The following is a 24186-nucleotide window of genomic DNA, read 5'->3' on the forward strand; positions in this document are numbered from 1 at the left end:
GAGGATGACGGCTGCTTACTGCAGCCGCTCATCTCGATCATAAGGATCCCGGTTGTCTCTCGGAGAGCCGGAAAAAGTCCAGATCACACTGGCAATTCCAACCCCAACCGCAAAAGCGCCAACCAGGGTATCCACCAGACGTCCCTGAAACAGAGAGCCAGCTTCATCGATTCCGTTTGCTCTTACAATTTCAACCGACGCCAACTCAGCGTAAAGCGTTGGAATAATTGTAAAAAATGCGACTCCGGCACTAATCATCAAGAACCAGAACGCGTGCCCCAGGCTTTGAGAAAATGATCTTTTTTCAGAATCAGCCGAGCGCACATACCGGCCACCATCGACCGGAATTTGAGATGCAGAACCGTCACGGGACGCGATCTGCGCCCAGATAAATGACGTAATCATTGGAGATACTCCGACAACATATGCATGCAACCGCAGACGCAATACGTCTGTGAAAGGGGCTGCATTAAGAAAATACGAGCTAGAAAGTGTTGGAAATCCGCCTTCTAAGCGGAAACGGCGTAGCCTGCGTTTTTGGCGGGATGCATAGCGCATGCGCCAGTCGCTGGGAGAACATTTACGTTCACGAGCACAAATTCAGTATTCATGTATGTCTCCCTAGTTCCAACGTTAAAAAATAGCTGATCGGGCGATCAGCAACTCGGAGAGTCTCGTCAAGTGAGATGAGGGCTCTCGGCCGGTGCGAGATGCTTATACTCATAAAGGCGGAGAGATGCCTAGCCCCAAAAAATACGGAAAACCACTTTAGGATGTGGTGTATCTTTTTCGCAACATATATCACGAATTCCGATGAAACCTCTTGATTTCCATTAGGTTTCGCCCAGCGGAACGCCTCACCTATCAACAAACTCTATGATTTTTCTGGAGATTTTCACCGGGTTCCTCTAGATGCCCAAGAGATGCTTCCATAAGCCATTCTTTTAGGAACCAACGCGAGCACCCGACAACATGCCAGATATTGCCCTTTACCAGCCAGACATTCCGCAGAACACCGGAACCCTGTTACGGCTGGCCGCTTGCATGGATGTAACGGTGCACCTGATCGAACCGGCAGGCTTCCCGCTGTCAGATCATGCACTTAAACGTGCAGGGATGGATTACATCGAGCGCGCCAAACTCCAACGCCATATGGATTGGGAGAGTTTTCGTGAATGGCAGTTAGCCGAAAAACGCCGACTTATCCTCATGACCACCAAAGGATCACGCCCCTATACGCAGTTCGCGTTTAAGAAAGATGACCTGATCCTGATGGGCCGCGAAAGTTCCGGCGTTCCGGAAGATATCCATCAAATTGCAGATGCAAGACTGTTGATTCCTATGAAGAACGGCATGCGGTCTCTCAACATGGCTGTTTCCACTGGCATGGTCATAGGAGAAGCCCTTCGTCAAACAGATTGTTTTTGATTAAAACACAACCTAAACTAGTTGCGTTATTGAATGCGTTGCTTTGCGCGATTTAGGTTTTTATTGCGATGTTTGAGAGTTTTTCGAGAAAATTCGCTCATCTGTTTTGCTTTGCACTTTTGCTATCAGTTCCACAGTCCACTTTCGCAGGTGCACCGGTGGAACCCGTCCTCCATGCCAACCTGCATGACGAAGCCGTCTTGAAACCATATCTCCACCTGTTGGACGAGATATACCCCTGCGATTGGCATGATGCACACACACGTAGCGGGTATAACCTCTATGACATTGGCAATGGCGTCGAGGTACTGGAATTCTCCTGCACTGTGGGCATGCACAATCTGGCAAACCTCTATATCCGCCGCACCAGCAATACCAAGCAGCCTGCAAAACTCATCTCTCTGGACCGACCAAAGGGCCAGCCCAACACCAGCCGGTACATTCTGTTCAACAGCTTTTGGGACCACAATCGAAACGCCCTCACCAGTTTCACAGTGGATCGCGGCCTCTCTGATTGCGGCTCTTTTGAAATCCACCGCTTCACATCCCAGGGCTATTTGGAACTCGTGGAGTATCGCGCTAAGCGCGAGTGTGATGGCAAATTCCGAGAGCCAACGGATTACCCGCTGATCTTCCCCGCTAAGTAAGAGCAACCAACAAAACACTTAAAGCCCGAGGCTTCTTGGTAAGCGTGATGAAACCAAGAGTTTTAGCACAAGAGTAAGGCGAGCAAGGCATCTTCAAAAATACAGCCAGAAGACTACAGCGTATCTCCGAAAAGTGGAAATCGGTTTTCGGATAAAGATACGCAAAAACAAAGACTAAAGCAGTTCATATGTTTCAACTTAAATGCGAACTGCTTTAGGGTTGTCCAAAGAGGAAGATCGCCGTGTTCCAAACCTTGCCCCGAATGTTCGCAGCCTGTTTTGCAGCAACTGTTCTCTTCGCAGCTCTACTGACAAGCTCGTTACACGCCGAACCTGTCGAACCCGTCACACAGCATGGCCCGTCTGTTCTGAACCGCTACATAAACATGCTGGATGCAGCCTATCCCTGTGATTGGGAAGACGCCTACGACTTGACCGGCAACTACGTCCTACAGTTCAGCAAGGATGTGCAGGTTCTCGAATTCGCCTGTTCCGTAAGCCCCTACAATATGGCGCACCTTTATATTCGTGTAGATTCCAAACAGCCCAACAAAGCCAAACTGCTGACCTTCGAACGCCCAAAACAAGAAGACAACAGCGACCCGGATGTGGTCTTCAACGGTGTCTGGGACATCAAAACCGGAGATCTGACCAGCTTTATGAAAGGCCGCGGGCTTGGAGATTGTGGCACCTAAGAGGTTCACAAGTTCTCATCTGACGGTTACCCGCACCTGATAGAGTTCCGCGCCAAGCCCCAATGTGACGGCAACTACGTCCAGCCGGAAAAGTATACGGTCATCCTCGACAGATCCAAATAGCGCGGTCCTCCTCACCTGTACTTCTCAGTTGCGCTCCCTTACATAGAACAGCAAAGAACGCTTTGCGCTCAAGGAGGGACTATGAGCGAGACACAAAACACGCTTCCAGCAGATCTGGAAGACAAAAAACAAGAAGCATCCGCGTGGTTCAGCCAGCTGCGTGACAACATTTGCAATGCCTTTGAGCAGCTGGAAGTAGAAGTCGGGGAAAAGGACGGCCCCCTCTCAGACCAGCCTGCCGGGCGTTTTGAACGCACCCCATGGGAACGCACAGATCACAGCGGCGGTCACGGTGGCGGCGGTGTCATGTCCCTGATGCATGGACGTGTCTTTGAGAAGGTTGGCGTTCACGTCTCCAGTGTACACGGCGAGTTCTCACCTGAATTCCGCGACCAGATCCCTGGTGCCAGCGAAGACCCGCGTTTCTGGGCCTCCGGCATCTCCCTGATCGCTCACATGCACAATCCAAATGTACCAGCCGTGCATATGAACACCCGTATGGTCGTAACCACCAAGCAGTGGTTTGGTGGTGGAGCGGACCTGACACCTGTACTCAGCGCGCGCCGCACGCAGGAAGATCCAGACACAGTCGAATTTCATGAGGCCATGAAGGCTGCCTGTGCAGACCATCCGGGCGCAGATTACGATCACTTCAAGAAGTGGTGTGACGAGTACTTCTATCTGCCTCACCGCAACGAAGCACGCGGCATCGGCGGCATTTTCTACGACCGCCACAACACCGGCGACTGGAATGCGGACCTTGCCCTCACCAAATCCGTCGGCAATGCCTTCCTCGATATCTATCCAAAGCTGATCCGCAAAAACTTCCTGACCCCATGGACAGTCGAACAACGCGAAGAGCAGCTGGTCCGTCGTGGCCGTTACGTGGAGTTCAACCTCCTTTACGACCGCGGCACCATCTTCGGCCTCAAGACAGGCGGAAACGTCTCCTCCATCCTGTCCTCCATGCCACCAGTGGTAAAGTGGCCTTAAGCCAGACCAAACACAACAAGCTCCCCGGCCTAAGGGTCGGGAAGCATCTTACCTAATCAGAGCATAAACGCCCCGCCTCATCTTCAAACGACTGGTCAGATTGCGGGCTTCCAAGGGAGGCAGCTGTTCCTGCTGTCTGTAATCTGATCCATCTCAATTACCGTGCAATAACCCAAGGCCAAATAGCTCTCTTCGCAATGCAACAGCTTCAGAAGCTTAAACAGCAACACCCATTATGGCATTCTGTTTCCCAGCTCTTCGCATCCCCATCGCCACACAGCCAGCGATAGTCGTAAACGCGACCCACTGCGGCATAGCCATCAGGTTTCCCAGATGAGAGAGGCCGTAAAAGATAAACAGCAGGGCGAAGCCGCCATATTGGCCGATCACCACCCAGACGACACCGATAACCAACTGTGGTCGATATGCCGCCGCCAGCAACAACACACCATTCACCAGCATCACCATTGTGATCCCATGCCAGACCACCGACAGCACCGCAATAACTCTCGGATTAAGAGTACTGCCCAGTACAGGATTGTGGATCTCTGGCCCACCTAAAAACACATGTACCAGCATCAACAGCAACGACAAGATACCAGAAGCGAACAGCCATTTATTCATAGGACTTCTCTCATTTTTGATTCCATACGGTAGCGTATGGTAACTTAAAGCTGGACCATGTCAATACGGTAGCGTATGGTAGCAAAATGACAGAGAAAACCAAACTCGCAGCAGTGGACTGGATCAAAGGTGGCTTTCGGTCCTTGGCAACCAAAGGGCCCCAAAGCCTGAAGGCAGAAGCGCTTGCCAGAACACTGAAGGTGAGCAAGGGCTCATTCTATTGGCATTTCAAGGATGTGGCTGCTTTGAAAAAAGCAATGCTGGACCATTGGGAGCAACTGGCCACACAACAAATCATCGCGCAAGTGGATGCAGGCAGCCCCGACCCCAAACAGCGTCTCTTTGATCTGATTGAGATCGCAGCACAGGAAGTCTCATTGGAGTATGGCGCAAACGGTGTTTCTGCCGCGATCCGCAACTGGGCACAGTTTGATGATCTCGCCAGCACCTATATGAGTAAGATAGATCAGCGGCGTCTGGAATACGTCGAAAACCTGTTCTCACAAATCCCGCAGACCAAGAAGCATGCAAAGACCAACAGCCAGATCCTTTACGCAACGCTCATTGGGGCTCAACAGTTAGAGGAGGCAGACGCAAGAGCCTGCCTGAAACACGTGTTGGACATCATGATAGGCGGCAACCACCCTACCCAGGTCTGACCATCTTTTCTGGCCGGACAACACGGTCAAACTCCTCCGAAGACACATAGCCAAGACGAAGAGCCTCCTCCTTCAACGTTGTGCCGTTCTTATGCGCTGACTTGGCAATTTCGGTTGCTTTATCATAGCCAATGGTGGGCGCAAGCGCTGTCACCAACATCAAGGACCGCTCCAGCAGCTCTTCAATCCGCTCCATGTTTGGCTCAATGCCAACAACACAGCGGTCCGCAAAGCTCACCATACAATCTGCCAGCAGCTCGATGGATTGCAACAGGCTGTTGGCAATTACAGGCTTGAACACATTCAGTTCAAAATGCCCTGTCGCACCGGCCACACTCACAGCTGTCTGATTGCCCATCACCTGAGCACAAACCATCGTCACAGCCTCACACTGGGTCGGGTTCACCTTACCCGGCATAATGGAGGAACCCGGTTCATTTGCTGGCAGACTGATCTCACCAAGACCAGAACGCGGACCAGAGGCAAGGAAGCGAATGTCATTGGCGATCTTCATCAGTGAGCACGCCAATGTATTCAACGCACCATGTGCAAACACAGCCGCATCATGCGTGGCCAGTGCTTCAAACTTATTGACCGCCGTCACAAACGGCAAACCAGTAACCTCACTCACATGGGTAGCAAAAGCACTGGCAAACTCTGGCGTTGAGTTGAGCCCAGTCCCTACAGCCGTACCACCTTGCGCAAGCCGATAAAGCCCCACAAGGCTCTGCTCAATACGCTCTTTGGAATACTCCAACTGCGCAACATAGCCAGAAAACTCCTGCCCCAATGTCAAAGGCGTCGCATCCTGCGTATGGGTTCGGCCAATTTTTACGATATCCGCAAAGGCCGCCACCTTGGCTTCCATCGTGTCGTGCAGATGTGTCAGCGCGGGCAGCAACACCTTGTTGATCTCACAAGCTGCCGCAATGTGCATGGCCGTCGGGAAGGTGTCGTTGGAAGACTGCCCCATATTCACATGGTCGTTGGGGTGCACAGGAGATTTGGTGCCAATCTGACCGCCAAGCAACTCAATGGCTCGGTTGGCAATCACCTCGTTGGTGTTCATGTTGGATTGCGTGCCAGACCCCGTCTGCCAGATCATCAGCGGGAAATGCGCGTCCAGCTTGCCAGAAATCACCTCAGTCGCGGCCTGACAGATGGCCTTGCCCAGATCTTCTGACAAACGCCCCTCTTCCATGTTCACCCTGGCGGCAGCCAATTTCACCGCGCCCAATGCATGAATCAGCGCAGGTGGCAGATGCTCCCGGCCAATTGGAAAGTTGATCAGAGACCGTGCGGTTTGCGCGCCCCAATATTTGCCAATGGGGACATCCAGCACACCAAAACTATCGGATTCCTGCCGTATACCATCAGAATTTTGATCAGACATTGACACTTTCCTCTCAAGCGCAGTCCCGAAAAAGGAACGATCCCTCTCAGGCGAGAACACACGACAACGAAACCATAAAGCAGTTTAGACAACCCTGCCATGAAGCACAGGGCTTCATCAACCACAGGCGAACAAAACGTGAATTTCCGGTGCATGAACGCCGCGGTTCAATTTACATTCGTGAGCCAACCTGCTTATTCTCAATCATACCTACCGAAGATATATCAAAAAAGTTTCACCAGATGTCTATGCCCCCTCTCTCGGCGATCGGTATTGAGAATTACCGGTCCGTACATAAGCTTTTCATGCGTGTTGGTGCCGTCAATGTATTTGTCGGCAACAATGGCGTAGGCAAAACAAATCTCTACAAGTCACTCGAGCTTCTGCAACAGGCTGCGCTGGGCCGTATCACCCGCGCCGTTTCAGAGGAAGGCGGAGTAGACAGCGTCATGTGGGCAGGTGACCTGAAGACCCACGAGAAAAAACGCATCATCCTGCGCGCTGATCTGGGAGACCTCTCCTATCGCATCCAGCTGGGTCTGCCCAACCCGATCTCCGATCCCGCTCTTCCCTATGAGACCATGGTGAGAGAAGAAGAACTGACGCTGATGACGGGCGCCAAGTCTATCGTGCTGATGAACCGCAAAGGCCCAAGTGCCTTTCTGCGCGCCAGCAACGGCAGCAGAGTAACCTACGACAACGAGCTTCTGCCTTCCGAAACAGCGCTCGCCAGTATTCGCGATGGCAGTCAGTTTCCGGAGTTGGATCTGGTCCGCCGCGCAATTGCAGACTGGCGTTTCTATCACACCTTCCGCAGTGACCGAGACAGCCTGCTGCGCCGTCCAAGCCCCAATGTCACCACCCCCACGCTCTCCTCAGACGGAAATGATCTGGCAGCGGTCTTCGCCACCCTCAAGGAAATCCGCAAGGATACCTTTTATCTGCAAGAGGCCGTGGATGATGCCTTCCCCGGCAGCCAGCTGATCATTGAGGCCAACGGCCAGGATTGTCGCTTCGCTCTGCAAACACCAGAGATCCGGCGCGCCTTCCCCTCTCAGGAACTATCTGACGGCACATTGCAGTATCTGGCCTTGCTCGGCGCTATGTTGTCCTACCGCCTGCCTTCCTTCATCGCCCTCAACGAACCCGAGGCAAGCCTGCACCCTGATCTGCTGGAACCTCTGGCAAAAGTCATCGCCAAAGCCTCAGAAAGAAGCCAGATTTGGCTCGTCACCCATTCTGAGCAACTTGCTGATCATATTGCCAATCACGCAGGGGCGTATCCAAGACGCATTTATAAAGAAAACGGCCAGACCGGAATTGATGGCCTGAAAATCACCGGCGAGTTCGTCGGAGAGGAGTACTGAGTTTGACCCCTAAGGGCTTGATTGTCTGCCTTGCCACCATGGTAAGCTGGGCGTTTCTTATTGTTATCAGCAAAGGCTTGCTGCTTACCTACAATCTAGATCCGTGGATCTTCACCATCATTCAGTTGATGTTTGGCGGCCTGTTCCTCATCGCTGTCAGCCGAAAGCTGGGCGCAACCATGGACGCACTCAAGAGCCCATACACCTGGGCTTATGGTGTTGCCCGTGTCCTCTCCGCAGCCTGTTTCACAGCCTCTCTGCTTTACATCAGTGCGGCAAACGCAGGCTTCTTCGGCCTTGTGTCCGTCCCGTTTTCTGCACTCGCATTTGCACTCCTGTTTTTCCGGCTGCCCACCGCTCTGGAACTTCCCGGTCATCTGGTCATTATTCTCGGCGTTATCCTGCTGATCTCATCTCTGGAAGGCACCTACTCCAATCCCGCCGTTTATCTGATGATCTTCTCAGAATTCGCTGTGGTTGCCTCAGTCATCATTGCTGAATTTCATCCGCAAAATCAGGGGGATGATCTCAAAAAACGCGCCTCGCTCAGCGGCGTGATGCTGGTTGCCAGCGCGTTGATCATGCTCATCGCCCTCGCCGCCCTCTCCCTCATCACCGATGGCCCTGCTGCAACGCAACAAGCAGCAGATTGGACCAGCAATCTACCACTCATCGACCTGACACAGGTCTGGAGCCCAACCATGTGGGTGGCAGCAATCGCTGTCGGCATCTCCTTACGTGGTGTGTCCATGTTCCTGTCCATGCAGGCCATCAATCTGGTTGGTAGTCAGAATTATGTTGCAACAATCGCCGCTCTGCCGTTCACCTCATTGCTGTTTGAGCTCATCGCTGACAAAGCTGGCTACCTGCCTCAAACCGTACCAGATCCAATCGCCATTCTGGCAGGCGTCATCATGACAGCCGGATCACTGGGCATTCTCTGGGCACGCCAGCGCAAGTTCAAAACAGCAGCTGCATTCTCATAGTTTTAGAAAACCCGCATATTTCTGAAAGCAATTGCTTACTCGCCTTCGCTAGAGTTTCGGCGAACAGCGAGTAAGCAGGCATGACTGACAATAAAAACGAACTGCCGGAAGTCACTGAACAACGCATTCTGGAGGCATGGAGGTTATCCGGCTGGGCGGACCGCCTGCTGGAAGAGGCTGGTATCGGTGTCACCATCATCGATAAAGATGGCAAGCTGCTTTACTACAACAAATGGGCCTCAGAAAATCTGGATCGCAAGCCCCGGCATATTGGGCACAACGTGAAGGACAACCATCGCCGGACCATCACCAACCCGCGATTTGATGCAATGCTGCAGCTGTTCAGAGATGGCCGCAAAGACCCGGTGCGCTACGTGGCCAATCCTTATGGAACCACAACCATACTCGTCACCGTTTCTCCCATCCATATAGAGGGAGAGCTCGTCGGTTTTTCTCAGTTTGTCTTGCTAAAGGAAGAAGTGCAGGAACTGTGCTGCCTGTTTGACCAGCATGGCCGTGATCCTTTTGAAAAGGAAATGTTACCCGGCAGCTGACCGCTAACCGGAAACCTTTTCCTTGGCATCCGTCAGCATCTCTTGAATATCGTTGAGCTGCTCAACCAGCTGACCGATGGTCTCCACCGGCACATTCAGATTGGAAAAGGCGCAGTGCTGCACGTCAATCACGCCATCACTCAGATCTCGCCCTTCTTTCGTCAGGCTGACAATGACCTGCCGCTCATCTTCTTTGGAGCGTTCGCGAGCAATAAAGCCCATCTCTTCAAGGCGCTTAAGCAGCGGAGTCAGAGTGTTCGACTCAAGGAACAGACGCTCCCCCAGCTCAGACACGCGTTGATGGTCTTTTTCTAAAAGAGCAAGCAAAGTGATGTACTGCGGATAGGTAATACCAAGCTGCTTCATCACCGGTTTATAGAACCGATTGAAGGCATGGTTGGCCTTATAGATGGCAAAGCACAAATGCTGATCTAAACCAAAGCCTTGAAATTCTTCAGATTTCTTCTCGGCCATTACCGTATTCCAGTCCTGAGTAACATCTTCTTTCCCCGTTCTACCCATCAGGATAAAAGCCGTCAAACTAAATCGTACACGATTAATTCACGTTTTGATTGACAGCACCCCATATTTCTCCTTAACTATATCGCATAGGATTTAATCGTGCACGATACATAACAACAACGAGGAATACCAAATGCCAGTTAACGTTCTTTACGAAACAAGCGCAGTTGCTACCGGTGGCCGTGACGGCACTGCAAAAACAAAGGACGGTGCTCTGGAACTGACACTTGCAACCCCAAAAGAACTGGGCGGCGCAGGTGGTGAAGGCAACAATCCAGAGCAGCTCTTCGCTGCTGGATACGCTGCATGTTTCATCGGAGCTATGAAGTTCGTAGCGTCTCAGCAGTCAGACATCGATCTGCCTGCAGACGTAAACGTAGAATCAACCGTTGGAATTGGCCCACGTTCAGAAGGTGGTTTCGGTCTGGAAATTGCTCTCGCTGTTACCGTACCAGGCATGGACAAAGCCAAGGCAGAAGAGCTCGTCGCTGCGGCGCATGAGGTCTGCCCATATTCCAACGCAACCCGCAACAACATCGATGTAAAGCTTTCTGTCGCAACCTAAAGCATGTCTTCGAAAATTGAACACCGGTGATACGCAAAAGCTAAAGCAGATCAGGCGTTTCAGTTAAAACGCGAACTGTTTTAGCAGCACAAGACCCATCGAACCATTAAAGAGAAAGGGGCCCATGAGGCCCCTTTCCAATTTTTGTTATCTGCTCTGATTAATCAGCTTGTTGAATAGCTGAGAGCTTCCAGTTCTCACCGGCATCACGAACAAACGACCAGATCTCTGTCCGCTCTTCCGGTACATCCGGATTGCCTTCAACCACTTTGTTGTTGGCCCGCTCACGCATCACATCAATGGCCTCATAGCGCATTGCGACAGACGCATAGTCCTTGTCGCCTTCACGCCATGCTTCACTCAGATCACCCTGAAGCAGCTTGATGCCGCGCACTTCATTGACAAGACCGTTGGACGCAGCCTTGCCCAGTTCCTCAGCAAAGTAACCCATGATTTCAGGCGTCGCGATTTCGCGGATCTTACCGTAATCCTCAGAGCCATAAGCAGTCCAGACGGTTGTCAGCAGCGCTTCAAAGGCATCAAAGTCATCCGCAGTCAGTCCGATTTCATCATCCGCTTCGGTAGAAAAGACAGGCTTTTCTTCAAACTGAGGCGCCTGACCACCACCAAAACCGGTGTTCGGAATGCCAGAAGATCCTGAACGACGCGGCGCATCCTGCGCGCCCGCATCATTAAAGCTGAACGACTGGTTCTGCTGTGGCTCCTGCTGGTATCCATGGGCAGCACCAGCGGCCTGTGGCTGTTGGCGTCCCCGCAAGAACCGCATCAACAACATGATACCACCGCCGATCAGCAACACCTGCATGATCATGCCGAATAACCCGGCCATACCGCCGAACCCTGAACCGAACAACATGCCCAGCAATCCGCCTAGCGCCAGACCGCCCAGCATGGAGCCAAGGAAACCACCGCCAAACAGACCACGACGCTGACCAGCAGCTGCCTTGGAGGCTGCAGCCGCATTTTGCTGCTGCGCACCTGTGTTGGTGCCGTTGTTAGGTGTCATGGTCCGCTGAACCGGAGCTGTCTTTGGTGCGGTCTTGGTCGCTTTTGGAGCTGAGTAACTGCGTGAACCGCGGCTACCGAAACTGAACCCACGCTTTGCCTCTGCAAAGTCAGCCGTCACAAAGATCAGACCGATCGAAAACACCAAGAGTGTGAGAAACTTTGGAAACTTATTCAATGCAAGCATGTAACCCCTAAACCTGCCCTTAAACTCATGTTGCTCTCCATATGGGGGCATTCTGTTAAAATTTGAAGACCAAAGTGCATCCCCGAAAAGTGGAAGCCGGTTTTCGGACAAGAATACGCGCCAATGAAAAATGCTGAAGCAGCTTAAGCCCCTCAAAACAAAGGCAAACGACTTCAAAGTTTCATTGGATTGCGAAGATGGACTTTTTCAAAGCCAGATGAGGAGATTTCATCACAAAACTCCACCCACTCGCAGTTTTGGCAGGCTGTCTTAAAAACACCCTCAGCATATGCTTTCCGCATTTTGGTGACCAAATGCGAGTTCAGGAAAATCTCATCACCAACACACAGCTCAGTCCCAAGCAGACGAGAGATCAACGTCACAGCCGCTTTATCACGCTCCACCAAACTGCAATTAAAGCAATGTGGCTGCTCTTCTTCACTAATCAGAACCGCACAAATCTCATCTGGTCCCTCAACCAGTAGGGCAGCCTCTCCCGCATTCAGGCGCTTCACCACAGCCTCGTAGTTCTTGGAAAACGCAGGAGAATAGCCGTGCCCAATGAATGTAAGCACGCATAGCAAGTGATGACCACGCAGCTTGACACTCATGATCACTTCACCTCATCAGCCAGCAGCACTTTCACCTGCTCCAGTAAACTCTCAGCAGATTGCTGATAATCCGCATCAGCCCAGATCTGCTGTGCCAGCCGCATCGCCTTGCCCATATCAGGTCCGGCTGGAATACCGCCAGCAAGCATCATTTTACCAGTCAGCGGAAAATTCGGTATCACCCAGTTCTGCGCAAAGGCCAACAGCTCTTTCAGCTCCGCCTCACTCTGCACGATGTCGCTCATCCAGGCAGTCAAAACACCATCAACAACAGCATCTGTACCGTGAGCAACCAACAACGCTTTCAACTGCTGCTTGCTCTGCCCGTGTAAACGCAAGGCTTCTGCAATATCAGCAGCAACCTCAATCTGCTTCTTCTGCGCATTAGAAAGGCGCAGAAGCTCAGCAACCTTCGGCCCCGCAACACCACCAAGCCGCAACACTGGCTGGAGAGCTGTCTCAGGCAAATCCTCAAGGTCCAAAAGACGCGCCAGGCGAGAGCTCTTAGCCTCTCCACCCAAAATGAGTTGCAAGATTCCGCCCTGCTCCATCAGAAGCAAAGAACCGAGAGCACGCGGTGCAGACAACGTTCTCAGCACTTCCTTAGTGATACGCTCCTTGGAAAGGTGAGAAAGACCGTCTTTCAGTTCAACACAGGCAGCATACCCATCCGCATTGATCTCCCCTTGCCCATAAGTCGCGAAGAACCGGAAGAACCGTAGGATGCGCAGATAATCCTCACGAATACGCGCACGCGCATCTCCAATAAAGCGCAGATGCCGGTTGAGGCAGTCGTCCAGACCGCCCAGCGGATCAAACAGTTCACCATGACGGTCAACATAAAGCGCATTCATTGTGAAATCACGGCGCTGCGCGTCTTTCGTCCAATCCCGCCCAAACTTAACTGTTGCATGGCGTCCGTGCGTTTCAATATCCTCACGCAGGCAGGTCACTTCAATCGGCTGGCGATCAATAACCAGCGTCACCGTTCCATGGTCAACACCAGTTGGGATGGCTTTGACACCAGCAGCTTCCGCTCTGGCAAGCACCACATCCGGCAAGGCAGTGCAGGCGATATCAACATCATCCACCACTTCACCAAGTAGGGAATTGCGCACAGTCCCACCAACTGCACGCGCAACATCACCGTCTTGTTCCAGAACGTCAAAAGCCCGCTGAACAGCAGCACTGTCCAGCCAGCCGCTCTGTTGTAATCTGGTCATTTCTGAGGTGTCTCGTATCCACCTGGAACAAACTCACCATCCACCACCTGCGCTGGTCTGTATTGCGAGCCAAGAGGTGCGCGGCTGTTTTCTGCAAGCAGTACCAGGCTGGCGATGACAAGAGCTATTCCGGTAATGCTCAACCACAACATCGGGCCATCGCGAAATCGCTTGTCTTTCTTTGCCTTGCGTACCACCATCACCCACACCGCGTAGGCGATAAAAGGAACAAAGAACAACAACCCATGTGTCAGGAGCATTCGTATCATCAGGCATAAACCCTATTGTAAAGCACGCGCAGGATGCCAGCGGTGACACCCCATATGTAACGCTGCTCAAACGGCATGGCATAATAGTAACGCGTTTTGCCTCTGAATTCTCCGCTTTTTTTCTGGTGGTTCTCAGGGTTCATCAGAAAAGACAAAGGCACTTCAAATACTTCATCCACCTCTGCCGGATTGGGAGAGAGGATCAACGGAGGTTTGACTGTTGCAAGAACCGGCACGACCCGATACCCGGAGCCCGTGTAGTAATCGCCAAGATCACCCAAAATCTCTACTAAGTCAGATTCCAAGCCAACTTCTTCATGCGCCTCTCGCAAGGCTGCACCCACAGGCCCGTCATCATCCTCATCAATTTTGCCACCAGGAAACGCAATCTGCCCTGCATGAGAACGCAAGTGCGCGGTACGCTGGGTTAAAAGAATGGACGCCTCTGTCCCCCGGTCAACAATACCGATCAGAACAGCAGCATCCCGCACCTGCTCCAGATCCTCACCATAATCAGGAAGATCCGGATTAAGGATATGATCTCCTGCAGGTTCATAGGCTTGGTCGGTCAGCCGATCCATCACCCGAGACCTGAAATTCTCTGCTGTAAACTCAGACAAGATAATACGCCGTCCTAATGTCTCTTCCTAAAATCCAAGGTTCTGGACCGTATCCACCACAAAGAATGCACCATGGCTTTCAATGCCAACAACCCGTCCGCCTTCGCCTTCACGCTCTTGCAAATGCGGTGCGAGTTCATGAACCAGTGTCCGCGCAAACAATGCTTCCAGCCGATCACGCACAAGGATGTAAGGCTTCAGCCCACCATCTTCTTGCCTCTGCACAAACCGGATCGGGTTATCGGGCCCTGCTTCAACAACGTCACCGCAATTGGTCCGGATGGTAATCACCTGCTCGCCATCCTGCTGGTGAATATCCATCTCCACGCCTACAAACGGGGCATCTTCAACAGTTAGACCAATCTTCTCAACTGGCGTTACAAGATAGTACTTCCCATCTTCTTCCTGCTTCAACACAGTCGAAAACAGATGCACCAGAGCCTCACGCAGAATGGGCGTGCCCATGTAATACCAGGATCCATCCCGTTTGATCTGCATATCCAGATCACCACAGAACTCCGGATTCCAAAGATGGATGGGAGGCAGGCTCTTGGACTGTCCTGCACGCGAAATCAAAGCCTGAAGCCCTTTGGGCATCTCTTTGATTTCCGGAATGCTCTTTTCTTTAAGTTCGCTCACCACGGTCATTCTACCAATACATCGGAACACACCACTATTGGGGTAATATGGTGTCACGCAAGCTCTAACGCTACCCTCCCCCAAAGCCCGCGCCAAGTTATACCTTTGCGATAAGCACCAAGGCTGCAAGATAGAAACGTCATTGGCGCCCTCAACTCAGCACGCAATGCTCTCAATTCTCAGGGGCTAACAGATTCTCAGCCCTCAGACTCACTATCTGTTCACAGAAATGCCGTTAGGGTAGAGCCAACCAAACTATAACCCAGGGATGCTCTGACCCCGATCATATCAAAACATTTTGAAACTGGCTTTCGCGCCTTGCATTGCACTTCTGCCTGCATAGTCAGCCTATTGCTGAAAAGTACAGGCCTATAAATTTGCTAGGGATCGCCTTTTTTAAAACCGAGTATGATGCAAAGGTGAGCTAGGCAGGGTTGCAACGCGCGACGAAAAGAGAGCAGCGATGAACACCAATATGACAGGCATGCCCCCCAAACCAGAGGATATAGTCGCACGTACAGAGGCGGCTTGTGAGAAAATCCGACAGGCAAAAGAGGAAATCGCCCGTTCCATATTTGGTCAGGAAAGCGTTGTCGAACGCACATTGGTGACGATTCTCTCCGGCGGGCACGGCCTGCTGGTCGGCGTTCCCGGTCTTGCAAAAACCAAACTGGTGGAAACTCTGGGAACAGTGCTCGGCCTCGATTCCAGCCGTATCCAGTTCACACCAGACCTGATGCCCTCTGATATTCTGGGTTCAGAAGTGATGGAGGAAGCCCCGGACGGCAAGCGTTCCTTCCGCTTCATTCCCGGCCCGGTCTTCGCCCAGCTGTTGATGGCAGACGAGATCAACCGCGCCAGCCCGCGAACACAATCCGCTCTCCTGCAATCCATGCAGGAATACCATGTTACAATCGCAGGCCATCACCACGACCTGCCTGCCCCCTTCCACGTACTGGCCACTCAGAACCCGCTTGAACAGGAAGGCACCTACCCTCTGCCGGAAGCCCAGCTCGACCGTTTCCTCATGCAGATTGATGTCCATTATCCGGACATGGATGCAGAGCGCCGTATTCTGCTCGAAACCACAGGTGCAACGGAAGCCAAATCCAAACAGGTGCTGCAACTTGAAGAGCTGCGCGAGATGCAACAACTCGTGCGTCACATTCCGGTGGGTGAAACCGTTATGGACGCCATCTTGAAACTGGTCAGAGCAGCCCGCCCCGGCGAAGCCGATGGCTTTGAAGACCTCACGCCCTATATCGCATGGGGTCCCGGTCCGCGCGCCAGTCAGGCACTCATGTTGACTGTTCGCGCTCGCGCATTAGCGGACGGGCGCCTGTCTCCAAGCGTTGATGATGTCATGGCACTGGCAGAACCTGTGCTGCAACACCGCATGGCGCTCACCTTTGCCGCCAGAGCCGACGGAAAGACCATTCCACAACTGCTCAAAGACATAAAAGAACGCATCGCCTAACAACAAGCCGACAGGATCGCATATGTTATCTTCGAGGACCGCTCCTCAAGACAGACAGGAAAACATCTTCGGCTTAACGGGCGAAGCGCAATCCCTTGCTGATACCCTGCCAGCGCTGCTGGTTGAGGCGAGGCGCATTGCAGCCAATGTCACCGCAGGCTGGCATGGACGCCGTCGCGCAGGCCCCGGCGAAACCTTCTGGCAATTCCGCCCTTTCCTCTCTGGTGAAGCCGCCCAGCAAGTTGACTGGCGCCGCTCTGCTCGCGACGACAACTTGTATGTGCGTGAGCGCGAATGGGAAGCAGCCCAAACCATCTGGGTCTGGGCAGACCTCTCCGCCTCCATGCGTTTCCAGAGCAGACAAGCCACCGCCTCCAAACGCGACCGCGCTTTGCTGCTCATGCTGGCGCTAACCTATGCTCTGAATGAAGCAGGGGAACGTGTCGGTCTGGCTGGTCTGACAAGACCACTTGCCAGCAGAAATGGGGTGCAAACCATCGCCGAAACTCTGGCCCACGAAAACCCAGAGGCAACACTACCCAACCCTGAAGGAATCCGCCGCTTCTCAGAGATTGTGCTCTTCTCTGACCTGCTCGACCCGCCGGAAAAGCTGGAAGAGTGGATGTCCAACATCGCCGGCACAGGCGCCAAGGGTCATCTCATTCAACTGCTGGACCCGATTGAAGAAACCTTTCCCTTCACTGGCCCTACCCAGTTCGAAGACCCAGAGAATGGAGAGCAACTTAAGGCAGGTCGCGCGCAAACTTGGCAACAAGAATACTTGCATCGCCTCGCTGCGCATAAAGACCAGATCAACTCTCTCGCCCGTAAATTCGGCTGGAGCTATACGTTGCACCACACAGACCGCCCAGCGGTCGAGCCGTTAATGTTGCTTCATTCTCGTCTGGCAGACGCACCACAACACAAAATGAGAGGAGATCATCAATGATGGGCTCTCTTCTCCCAATCGGGTTTGCAGCACCGTGGGTTCTCACCGCTCTTGCCGCTCTTCCCGTTCTCTGGTGGCTGCTCCGCACCACGCCTCCACAGCCAGCACACGTCAAATTCCCGCCTCTGCGTCTCTTACTTTCTCTTCGCAATAAAGAGGAAACCCCGCAGCACACCCCGTGGTGGTTGATCCTGCTGCGCCTCATGCTGGCAGCAGTCTTGATCATCGCCATGGCTGGCCCTGTCTGGAAACCGCTGGATATTGCAGAGCCTAAAACAGGCCCACTCTGGCTCATTGTCGACAATGGCTGGGATGCCTCAGCAGATTGGGATCGCCAAATCCGCATGGCAGAGCTGATGGTTGACGGCGCAGCGCAGAACAACAGAACCGTCATGCTGGTCACCACCGCAGATGGCCCAGCTCAGCCCATGCGCCTTTCCAGTGCGCAGGAGGTTGCCGACCAACTTCGCGCCCTAACGCCTCAAGGCTGGCAAGCTGCCCGGTCAGAGCTCATTCCAGCCCTGCAAAAGCAAGCAGAACAGAACGCTCCCGGTGCAATTTTGTGGTTCTCCTCTCCCTTAGAAGAACCATCCACCACAAGCTTTGCACGGGGATTGGCCAGCATTGCCAGAGCCTCAGACGTGCGCGAAAGCTCATTCCTCATTTATCGCTCCGACACCCCGGTCTACGCGCTCAAACAGTTACAAAACACCGCTGGCGCCATGACCACCACAGTCCTCCGCCATCCTGCACCACTGGCTGAGACACTGACGGTCCGAGCCTTTGATCGCAAGCAACGGGCTATTGCAGAACAAACCATCGAAATGAAAGCTGGTCAAAGCGCCGCCGAAATTTCATTGGAACTGCCATCAGAGCTACGCAACGACATCACTAAGCTCTCCATTTTAGGCAAGGCCAGCGCTGGCAGCACTGTACTCGTAGATGAACAATGGCGGCGCCGTAAGGTTGGCCTTTTCGCCGGCGGTTTTGCCGACCGCTCTCAGCCTTTACTCTCACCACTTTATTATCTGGAACGCGCGCTGGCCCCTTTCGCAGACCTTCCACCAGCAAAAAGTACAGACATCACCACGGCCATTTCCGACTACTTTGACAAAGGCATCTCCGTTCTGGTCCTTGCCGAAGTCGGCACCCTGCCCAAAACCACAGAGGCAGACATTGCCAGCTGGGTCTCCAAAGGCGGCACACTGATACGCTTCGCTGGCCCGCAACTCCCGGAGAAGCAAGATTCGCTCATCCCGGTTGCCCTCCGACTGGGTGACCGTAAACTGGGTGGGTCTCTCTCTTGGAAAGAGCCACAGGCACTCAAATCCTTTTCTGAAAACAGCCCGTTCCGCTCAATCAGCTTGCCCAAAGACGTCACAGTCAATCGCCAGGTGCTTGCAGAGCCGACTGCTGACCTACCTGAAAGAACATGGGCTTCTCTGGAAGACGGAACACCTCTCGTCACAGCTAAGAAACATGGCAACGGAACCATTGTCCTATTCCATGTGACACCTGATACCAAGTGGTCCAACCTGCCTCTTTCCGGTGGATTTGTGGATATGCTGAGGGCTATCACAAGCATCTCATCAACCGCGGTTTTCAATCCGGATGACGAAGAGGGAACAACATCTGCATCTGCCCTGCCTCTGCTTAAAATGCTGGATGGCTATGGCAAACTCACGCCGCCCTCTGCCAATCATAAACCTATTCTGGAGCGCGATTTTGCAACCACTCACCCGGGCCGCAACACCCCCCCGGGTCTCTACGGCACCGACGATGCAGCCCGCGCACTCAACCTCATGGAAGATGAGGACAACCTGATCCCACTCGATCTGAAGCCTCTGTCCATGGCAAAGATACTCGACTACCCCTCAGAAAAACCGCTGGACCTTCGTGGTTGGTTCTTCTCCATCGCAATCCTGCTTGCCTTGCTGGACACCCTCGCGCTTCTCTGGCTCTCCGGCAAACTGCGCCGCCGCCAGTTCACGCACGCTGCCATTCTGCTGCTCATCACCTCCAGCCTGAGCTTGACAGGCGCGGATAAATCACGGGCACAAGACAACGCAGAACAGTTCGCCCTTGACGCCTCATTAGATACACGCCTTGCTTATGTGCTAACAGGCGTGCCAGAGGTGGACGAAATCAGCCGTTCCGGACTGTTCGGACTCACCAGATTGCTCACAGACAGAACTGCATTAGAACCTGAAGCTCCAATTGGTCTGGACCTGCAAAACCACGAGCTGGCCTTCTTCCCAATCATCTATTGGCCCATTGATGCAGGCATGCAGATGCCAAGCCCAGAAGCCATATCACGGATCAGCGCTTACATGCGTAATGGCGGCACAATCCTGTTTGATACCAGAGATGCATTTGGAACCGGCTCAAACTCACCAAACAAGCTGAAGCTTCAGCAGCTCTTACGCGGATTGGACATCCCTAGTCTGGAACCTGTTCCGCAAGATCATGTACTGACCAAAACCTTCTACATTCTGGATAACTTCCCGGGCCGCTACAAACAAAGCCCCATGTGGGTACAGGCCAGCGCAACCACCTCTGACGGCAGCCGCCCCGTGCGTGCAGGCGATGGCGTTTCGCCCATCATGATCAGTGGCAATGACTTCGCCGCAGCATGGGCCATCGATACGGAAGGGAACTATCTCTATCCAACCATTCCCGCAGACGGAAATCAGCGTGAGATGGCGGCGCGTGTAGGCATCAACATCCTCATGTACACCATGACAGGCAACTACAAGGCAGATCAGGTTCACATCCCTGCCCTGCTGGAACGTATCGGCCAATAGTAAGCCAGTAAACAAGACGCGGAGCACAGCTACACACATGACATGGTCTCTTTCCATCGACCCGCTTTTGCCCCTTCCGGCAATTATCGCGCTTGGAGTGATCATAGCTCTGGTCTGTGCCTACCTCCTCTTCGTCGGTATGCGCGGTGCTCTGGTCCGTTCCGCCGCCTTGGCTTTGCTGGTTCTGGCCCTGCTCAACCCAGCAGTCTTACGAGAGGATCGGGAGTATCTGCCCAGTACTGTCGTCGTCGTCTCCGACAACAGTCAAAGCCAGCAACTGGAAAACCGTGCAGAGCTGACCGAGGCTGCCCGAGAGGGTATCGTCAATCAGCTTAAAGCCCTCGATGGCATTGATTTGCGCCAGGTTTCCCTCAATGATACTTCCATGGAAAGCGGCGATGGCACCCGCGCCTTCACCGCAATTTCCAATGAGCTGGCAGACGTCCCACCAGAAAGAATAGCTGGAGCCATCGTGATCACCGATGGTCAGATACACGATGTGCCAGTCACAGCTGAAAAACTCGGCTTCTCCGCTCCGGTCCATGCACTCATCACAGGCCGTGAAGGCGAGTTTGACCGCCGCTTGAAAGTCGCCAAAGCCCCACGCTTTGGTCTGGTCGGCTCAACACAGGTTGTCCAGCTGGAGTTGATTGAGGAAGGAACCCCGCAGCCGTTCGGCAATCGCGCTGAAATCATAGTGCGCCGCAATGGCGATATCCTGTCCAAACAGTTTATCGCTTCAGGCTATCCAGCTGAGATCGCTGTTGAGATCGAACACGGTGGCCAGAATATCTATGAGTTTGAGGTGGAAGCACTCGATGGCGAGCTGACACCGCTGAACAACCGCGCACTCGTCACCATTGATGGCGTCCGCGAAAATCTTCGCGTCCTGCTGGTTTCCGGCTCTCCTCATGCAGGCGAGCGCACATGGCGCAACTTGCTCAAATCAGATGCCTCCGTGGACCTCGTCCACTTCACTATTCTGCGCCCACCGGAAAAGCAGGACGGAACCCCAATCAACCAGCTGTCTCTGATCGCTTTTCCAACCCGTGAGCTGTTCTCTGTCAAAATCGACGAGTTCGACCTCATCATCTTCGACCGCTACGAACGCCGCGGTGTCCTGCCCCTGCTCTACTTCGACAACATCGCACGATACGTCAGTGACGGCGGTGCAGTCCTCATTGCAGGTGGCCCTGACTATGCAGAAGCCAACAGCATCTTCCGAACACCGCTGGGCCGTGTGCTTCCAGCATCTCCAACTGGTGAGGTCTTTGAAGAACCCTTCTTTGCCAATGTCTCAGAGCTCGGCCTCCGCCATCCCGTAACACGCGACTTACCTGGAGCAGGCGAAAGCCCGCCACAGTGGAGCAAATGGTTCCGCCTCGTCGGCGCAAATGTGCAAGAAGGTCAGCCCATCATGACTGCGCTGGGCGACAAGCCTCTGCTCGTCCTCAGCCGCGTCGGCAAAGGCCGCGTTGCCGCCCTGCTCTCTGATCATGTCTGGCTCTGGGCAAGAGGATATGAAGGTGGAGGCCCACACGTCCCTCTTCTGCGTAGGCTAGCGCATTGGCTCATGAAAGAACCCGATCTTGAAGAAGAAGCCCTTCGCTTGTCTTTGCGCGGTTCAAATCTGCTAACAGAACGACAAACCCTTGCAAATCTGGTTGATCCGGTCACCCTCACAACTCCCTCTGGCAAAACAGAACAGCTGGAACTGATAAAGGATACGTCAGGACACTGGACCGCATCCGTCAAAGCAGATGAACTCGGCCTCTATTCAGCAACTGATGGTGCGCACACCGCACTGATCAACGTCGGCCCGCCAAATCCGAAAGAGTTTCTCGAGGTGGTCTCCACCGCAGACAAACTGTCCGGCATCACTGAACAGACAGGCGGGACAGCTTTGCGGATCGGCGACGACGACGGTGCATCCCTATCGCTACCCAATGTCATCGCACAACGTTCATCCGCTCAATATCATGGGAATGGCTGGATCGGCATCAAACGAACAGATGCCAGCATCTTGAATGGCATAGACCGCTATCCGCTTCTCATCGGCTTCCTCGGCCTCGCCTTGCTGTTAGGGCTGTTGTCCTTCACCTGGTACCGCGAAGGACGATAGAAAAGCATCTTAGACGGAAAAGTAATCTACAGGATGATCTAATTCTCCTGCTCAGCCTTTCATGTCGCCATTGCCAGCGAGCCCTGCATTACGTCAACCAGCTGGCTATCGCTCTGCTTTGTGGCGACCAACGCAGGCTTCACATAGCCACCAACCACAGTGCCAGTCGGCATCTGCCCACCTTGCAACTTCAAAACAAGCAACCGGTCCGGATCAACAGGTCCCGGCAAAGTGATCTGGCCATGAGGCACCTGCTCATAACCGTGAGGCCCATAATAAGGATGATCACCAACCAGCAGGATGGATTGAACGTCCTGCGCTTTGGCCTCAGCCGCAACTGTCGTCAGCAGAAGACGACCCAGCCCTTGCCCTTTATAGGCAGCTTTCACGGTCAACGGCCCCAGCAACATGCTCTGACTATTGCCAATCATGATGGGAGTGAGTTTCACAGACCCGGCAATCTCGCCGTTCAGCTCTCCAACAAAACATAACTGAGAAGCTTGTTGAACGCCTTCACGGATCTTGAACGCCGTCCGCTCAAATCGCGCAGGGCCAAACGCCTCTGCTTGCATCTGCTCAATCTCGGAGAAATCTGCTGGGGTTTCCTGCCGCACCAGCCATTTTGAAACTATCATGTCACATACCACAAATCGAAGGAGGAAGACCGTCGATCCGTGTGGCTCGGGCAGTTAGACCGATGTTGAGAGCACACTGAGAGAAGGACGGCACGATGCGCCACGCGAGAGCAAGTCCCGCGCGTTCATTCGTCGTCGCTGTTCCCAGCAGATAGCCATAAGGCCCGTACCCCAATTTCTCGGTTCATCGCATGCCAGCGCACACGAAATATAATTTCATCTGACTAACTAACACGCAAATTTTCTGTCGTAAAGCACAAAACTAAGTGCAGATGCGTATTCGTTAGTTGTAGGCCACTTTCATGTAGGTCCTTGAAAAACAACTACCAATAGGGATCAGGCTCAGCTTCCCCCGCGATTTCCTGCAGACGACGCAGCGTCGCCGGGCTCACATCATCAGGCAAAGCATCCAACGCAAACAGCTGTAGATCTGAGATTTCCAGAGCCGGTCTTTTCCAGTTTGGATCTTGCTCAGTCAGGTTCACCTTGAAGAAGCCGACATGGTCCCGACCTGTTCCACCACGGTTAAGATGCATAGAAAGCAACCTCACATCTGGTCCACATCCATATCCTGTTTCTTCCGCCAGTTCCCTGCGAGCTGCCTCCGCCATCGTCTCCCCAGAATCGACACCTCCACCAGGAAAATACCAGCCCGGCAGATATTGATGACGTACGAGAAGGACTCGGTTTTCAGCATCAAATGCCGCGACGCGCGCACCCATCGTCATTCCACGACTCAAAAGAGCCATCGATTGCACCAGTATATTGATAATTCGCGTCTTAAAGCTTGCCACGTCTGGCCTCACAATCAATATAAAACACTGATATAACAGCACTATATTCTGAAATATCATTCATGCAAAAAGTGCATACCACCCTTGCAAAACTAACACTACACAACCCACAGGATAGGCGTAGAAAGAGATCAAAGAATAAGCATACGCCCAAAAATTAATCAGGGCGGCCCCATCACCTACTTATAATAGACACCCAATCCGCGTTTCCCAGATCGCAGGAGTAACACGTCATGCTTACTAAAGTTCTCGCTCGTTTCCGTCGTACAAAACG

Annotated in this window: 25 protein-coding genes; 13 read left to right on the forward strand and 12 right to left on the reverse strand. The window is 53.1% G+C overall.

Translation table 11 applies throughout. The annotated features are described in order from the left end of the window. Window positions 1-15 precede the first annotated feature (15 nt). Window positions 16-405, reverse strand: coding sequence for a hypothetical protein (locus tag PsAD26_RS25210; protein WP_063312582.1), 390 nt, complete (start codon window positions 403-405; stop codon window positions 16-18). Window positions 406-972: 567 nt separating this feature from the next. Here PsAD26_RS25210 and PsAD26_RS25215 point away from each other — a divergent pair. The 4 genes from PsAD26_RS25215 to hemF all read left to right on the forward strand — a co-directional run bounded on the left by PsAD26_RS25215 (window position 973) and on the right by hemF (window position 3886). Then, the gene (locus PsAD26_RS25215) at window positions 973-1428 is read left to right on the forward strand and encodes a tRNA (cytidine(34)-2'-O)-methyltransferase (protein ID WP_063312583.1); all 456 of its coding nucleotides are present in this window, start codon (window positions 973-975) and stop codon (window positions 1426-1428) included. A 158-nt stretch (window positions 1429-1586) separates the two neighbouring features. Beyond that, window positions 1587-2075, forward strand: a complete 489-nt coding sequence (locus PsAD26_RS29195) for a DUF1176 domain-containing protein (protein WP_208985848.1) — start codon at window positions 1587-1589, stop codon at window positions 2073-2075. 242 nt (window positions 2076-2317) lie between these two features. Next, window positions 2318-2770, forward strand: a complete 453-nt coding sequence (locus tag PsAD26_RS25225) for a DUF1176 domain-containing protein (RefSeq protein WP_208985849.1) — start codon at window positions 2318-2320, stop codon at window positions 2768-2770. 204 nt (window positions 2771-2974) lie between these two features. Further along, on the forward strand, window positions 2975-3886 hold the full coding sequence (gene hemF, locus PsAD26_RS25230) for an oxygen-dependent coproporphyrinogen oxidase (RefSeq protein ID WP_063312585.1): 912 nt from the start codon (window positions 2975-2977) through the stop codon (window positions 3884-3886). Window positions 3887-4102: 216 nt separating this feature from the next. On the opposite strand, the gene PsAD26_RS25235 is transcribed toward hemF, so the two are convergent. Beyond that, on the reverse strand, window positions 4103-4510 hold the full coding sequence (locus tag PsAD26_RS25235) for a hypothetical protein (RefSeq protein ID WP_063312586.1): 408 nt from the start codon (window positions 4508-4510) through the stop codon (window positions 4103-4105). A gap of 86 nt (window positions 4511-4596) precedes the next feature. Here PsAD26_RS25235 and PsAD26_RS25240 point away from each other — a divergent pair, with 86 nt between their 5' ends. After that, window positions 4597-5169: a TetR/AcrR family transcriptional regulator gene (locus PsAD26_RS25240; RefSeq protein WP_063312587.1), complete on the forward strand. Its 573-nt coding sequence runs from the start codon at window positions 4597-4599 to the stop codon at window positions 5167-5169. On the opposite strand, the gene fumC is transcribed toward PsAD26_RS25240, so the two are convergent. Continuing rightward, complete coding sequence (gene fumC / locus PsAD26_RS25245; RefSeq protein ID WP_063312588.1) at window positions 5156-6562, reverse strand: class II fumarate hydratase; 1407 nt, start codon at window positions 6560-6562, stop codon at window positions 5156-5158. The genes PsAD26_RS25240 and fumC overlap by 14 nt on opposite strands. Before the next feature lie 242 nt (window positions 6563-6804). Here fumC and PsAD26_RS25250 point away from each other — a divergent pair, with 242 nt between their 5' ends. From PsAD26_RS25250 to PsAD26_RS25260, 3 genes are all read left to right on the forward strand, one after another. Then, on the forward strand, window positions 6805-7929 hold the full coding sequence (locus PsAD26_RS25250) for an AAA family ATPase (RefSeq protein ID WP_063312589.1): 1125 nt from the start codon (window positions 6805-6807) through the stop codon (window positions 7927-7929). A 2-nt stretch (window positions 7930-7931) separates the two neighbouring features. Then, the gene (locus tag PsAD26_RS25255; protein WP_063312590.1) at window positions 7932-8915 is read left to right on the forward strand and encodes an EamA family transporter; all 984 of its coding nucleotides are present in this window, start codon (window positions 7932-7934) and stop codon (window positions 8913-8915) included. 80 nt (window positions 8916-8995) lie between these two features. Continuing rightward, entirely contained in the window at window positions 8996-9469 is a 474-nt protein-coding gene (locus PsAD26_RS25260) for a PAS domain-containing protein (RefSeq protein WP_063312591.1), read from the forward strand. Between the two features lie 3 nt (window positions 9470-9472). Here the strand turns inward: PsAD26_RS25260 and PsAD26_RS25265 are convergent, their stop codons facing one another. Further along, window positions 9473-9943 carry a MarR family transcriptional regulator gene (locus tag PsAD26_RS25265; protein WP_208860181.1) on the reverse strand — a complete coding sequence of 157 codons (471 nt, stop codon included), beginning with the start codon at window positions 9941-9943 and terminating at the stop codon, window positions 9473-9475. Window positions 9944-10124: 181 nt separating this feature from the next. On the opposite strand from PsAD26_RS25265, the gene PsAD26_RS25270 reads away from it, so the two are divergent. After that, window positions 10125-10556 carry an organic hydroperoxide resistance protein gene (locus tag PsAD26_RS25270; protein ID WP_063312592.1) on the forward strand — a complete coding sequence of 144 codons (432 nt, stop codon included), beginning with the start codon at window positions 10125-10127 and terminating at the stop codon, window positions 10554-10556. Between the two features lie 160 nt (window positions 10557-10716). Here PsAD26_RS25270 and PsAD26_RS25275 read toward each other — a convergent pair whose 3' ends face one another. The 6 genes from PsAD26_RS25275 to PsAD26_RS25300 form a co-directional block, all read right to left on the reverse strand. Then, entirely contained in the window at window positions 10717-11769 is a 1053-nt protein-coding gene (locus tag PsAD26_RS25275) for a Tim44 domain-containing protein (RefSeq protein ID WP_063312593.1), read from the reverse strand. A 173-nt stretch (window positions 11770-11942) separates the two neighbouring features. Next, a complete protein-coding gene (locus tag PsAD26_RS25280; protein WP_063312594.1) occupies window positions 11943-12380 on the reverse strand; it encodes a DUF1284 domain-containing protein in 438 nt (145 codons plus the stop codon). Between the two features lie 2 nt (window positions 12381-12382). Further along, a complete protein-coding gene (locus PsAD26_RS25285; protein ID WP_063312595.1) occupies window positions 12383-13603 on the reverse strand; it encodes a CCA tRNA nucleotidyltransferase in 1221 nt (406 codons plus the stop codon). After that, window positions 13600-13872 carry a DUF6111 family protein gene (locus tag PsAD26_RS25290; protein ID WP_208985850.1) on the reverse strand — a complete coding sequence of 91 codons (273 nt, stop codon included), beginning with the start codon at window positions 13870-13872 and terminating at the stop codon, window positions 13600-13602. Before PsAD26_RS25290 ends, PsAD26_RS25285 begins: the two co-directional genes overlap by 4 nt. Then, on the reverse strand, window positions 13872-14492 hold the full coding sequence (locus tag PsAD26_RS25295; protein ID WP_084403830.1) for a CoA pyrophosphatase: 621 nt from the start codon (window positions 14490-14492) through the stop codon (window positions 13872-13874). The genes PsAD26_RS25290 and PsAD26_RS25295 overlap by 1 nt, the downstream gene beginning before the upstream one ends. A gap of 27 nt (window positions 14493-14519) precedes the next feature. Next, window positions 14520-15089, reverse strand: a complete 570-nt coding sequence (locus PsAD26_RS25300) for a DUF1285 domain-containing protein (protein WP_244278337.1) — start codon at window positions 15087-15089, stop codon at window positions 14520-14522. 505 nt (window positions 15090-15594) lie between these two features. On the opposite strand from PsAD26_RS25300, the gene PsAD26_RS25305 reads away from it, so the two are divergent. Genes PsAD26_RS25305 through PsAD26_RS25320 form a run of 4 tightly spaced genes read left to right on the forward strand, consistent with a single transcriptional unit; the run spans window position 15595 to window position 22483 of the window. After that, window positions 15595-16608 (forward strand): MoxR family ATPase, encoded by a 1014-nt coding sequence (locus tag PsAD26_RS25305; RefSeq protein WP_063312599.1) that lies wholly within the window; start codon window positions 15595-15597, stop codon window positions 16606-16608. Window positions 16609-16630: 22 nt separating this feature from the next. Next, window positions 16631-17557 carry a DUF58 domain-containing protein gene (locus PsAD26_RS25310; RefSeq protein WP_063312600.1) on the forward strand — a complete coding sequence of 309 codons (927 nt, stop codon included), beginning with the start codon at window positions 16631-16633 and terminating at the stop codon, window positions 17555-17557. Beyond that, window positions 17554-20361, forward strand: a complete 2808-nt coding sequence (locus PsAD26_RS25315; RefSeq protein ID WP_208985851.1) for a DUF4159 domain-containing protein — start codon at window positions 17554-17556, stop codon at window positions 20359-20361. Before PsAD26_RS25310 ends, PsAD26_RS25315 begins: the two co-directional genes overlap by 4 nt. A gap of 37 nt (window positions 20362-20398) precedes the next feature. Continuing rightward, window positions 20399-22483, forward strand: coding sequence for a hypothetical protein (locus PsAD26_RS25320; protein WP_063312601.1), 2085 nt, complete (start codon window positions 20399-20401; stop codon window positions 22481-22483). A 59-nt stretch (window positions 22484-22542) separates the two neighbouring features. Here PsAD26_RS25320 and PsAD26_RS25325 read toward each other — a convergent pair whose 3' ends face one another. After that, window positions 22543-23118, reverse strand: a complete 576-nt coding sequence (locus PsAD26_RS25325; protein ID WP_063312602.1) for an N-acetyltransferase — start codon at window positions 23116-23118, stop codon at window positions 22543-22545. Window positions 23119-23441: 323 nt separating this feature from the next. Next, complete coding sequence (locus tag PsAD26_RS25330; RefSeq protein WP_206600040.1) at window positions 23442-23867, reverse strand: NUDIX domain-containing protein; 426 nt, start codon at window positions 23865-23867, stop codon at window positions 23442-23444. Window positions 23868-24186 lie beyond the last annotated feature (319 nt).

The sequence above is a fragment of the Pseudovibrio sp. Ad26 genome (assembly GCF_001623285.1).
In the GTDB taxonomy this organism is placed as follows: domain Bacteria; phylum Pseudomonadota; class Alphaproteobacteria; order Rhizobiales; family Stappiaceae; genus Pseudovibrio; species Pseudovibrio ascidiaceicola.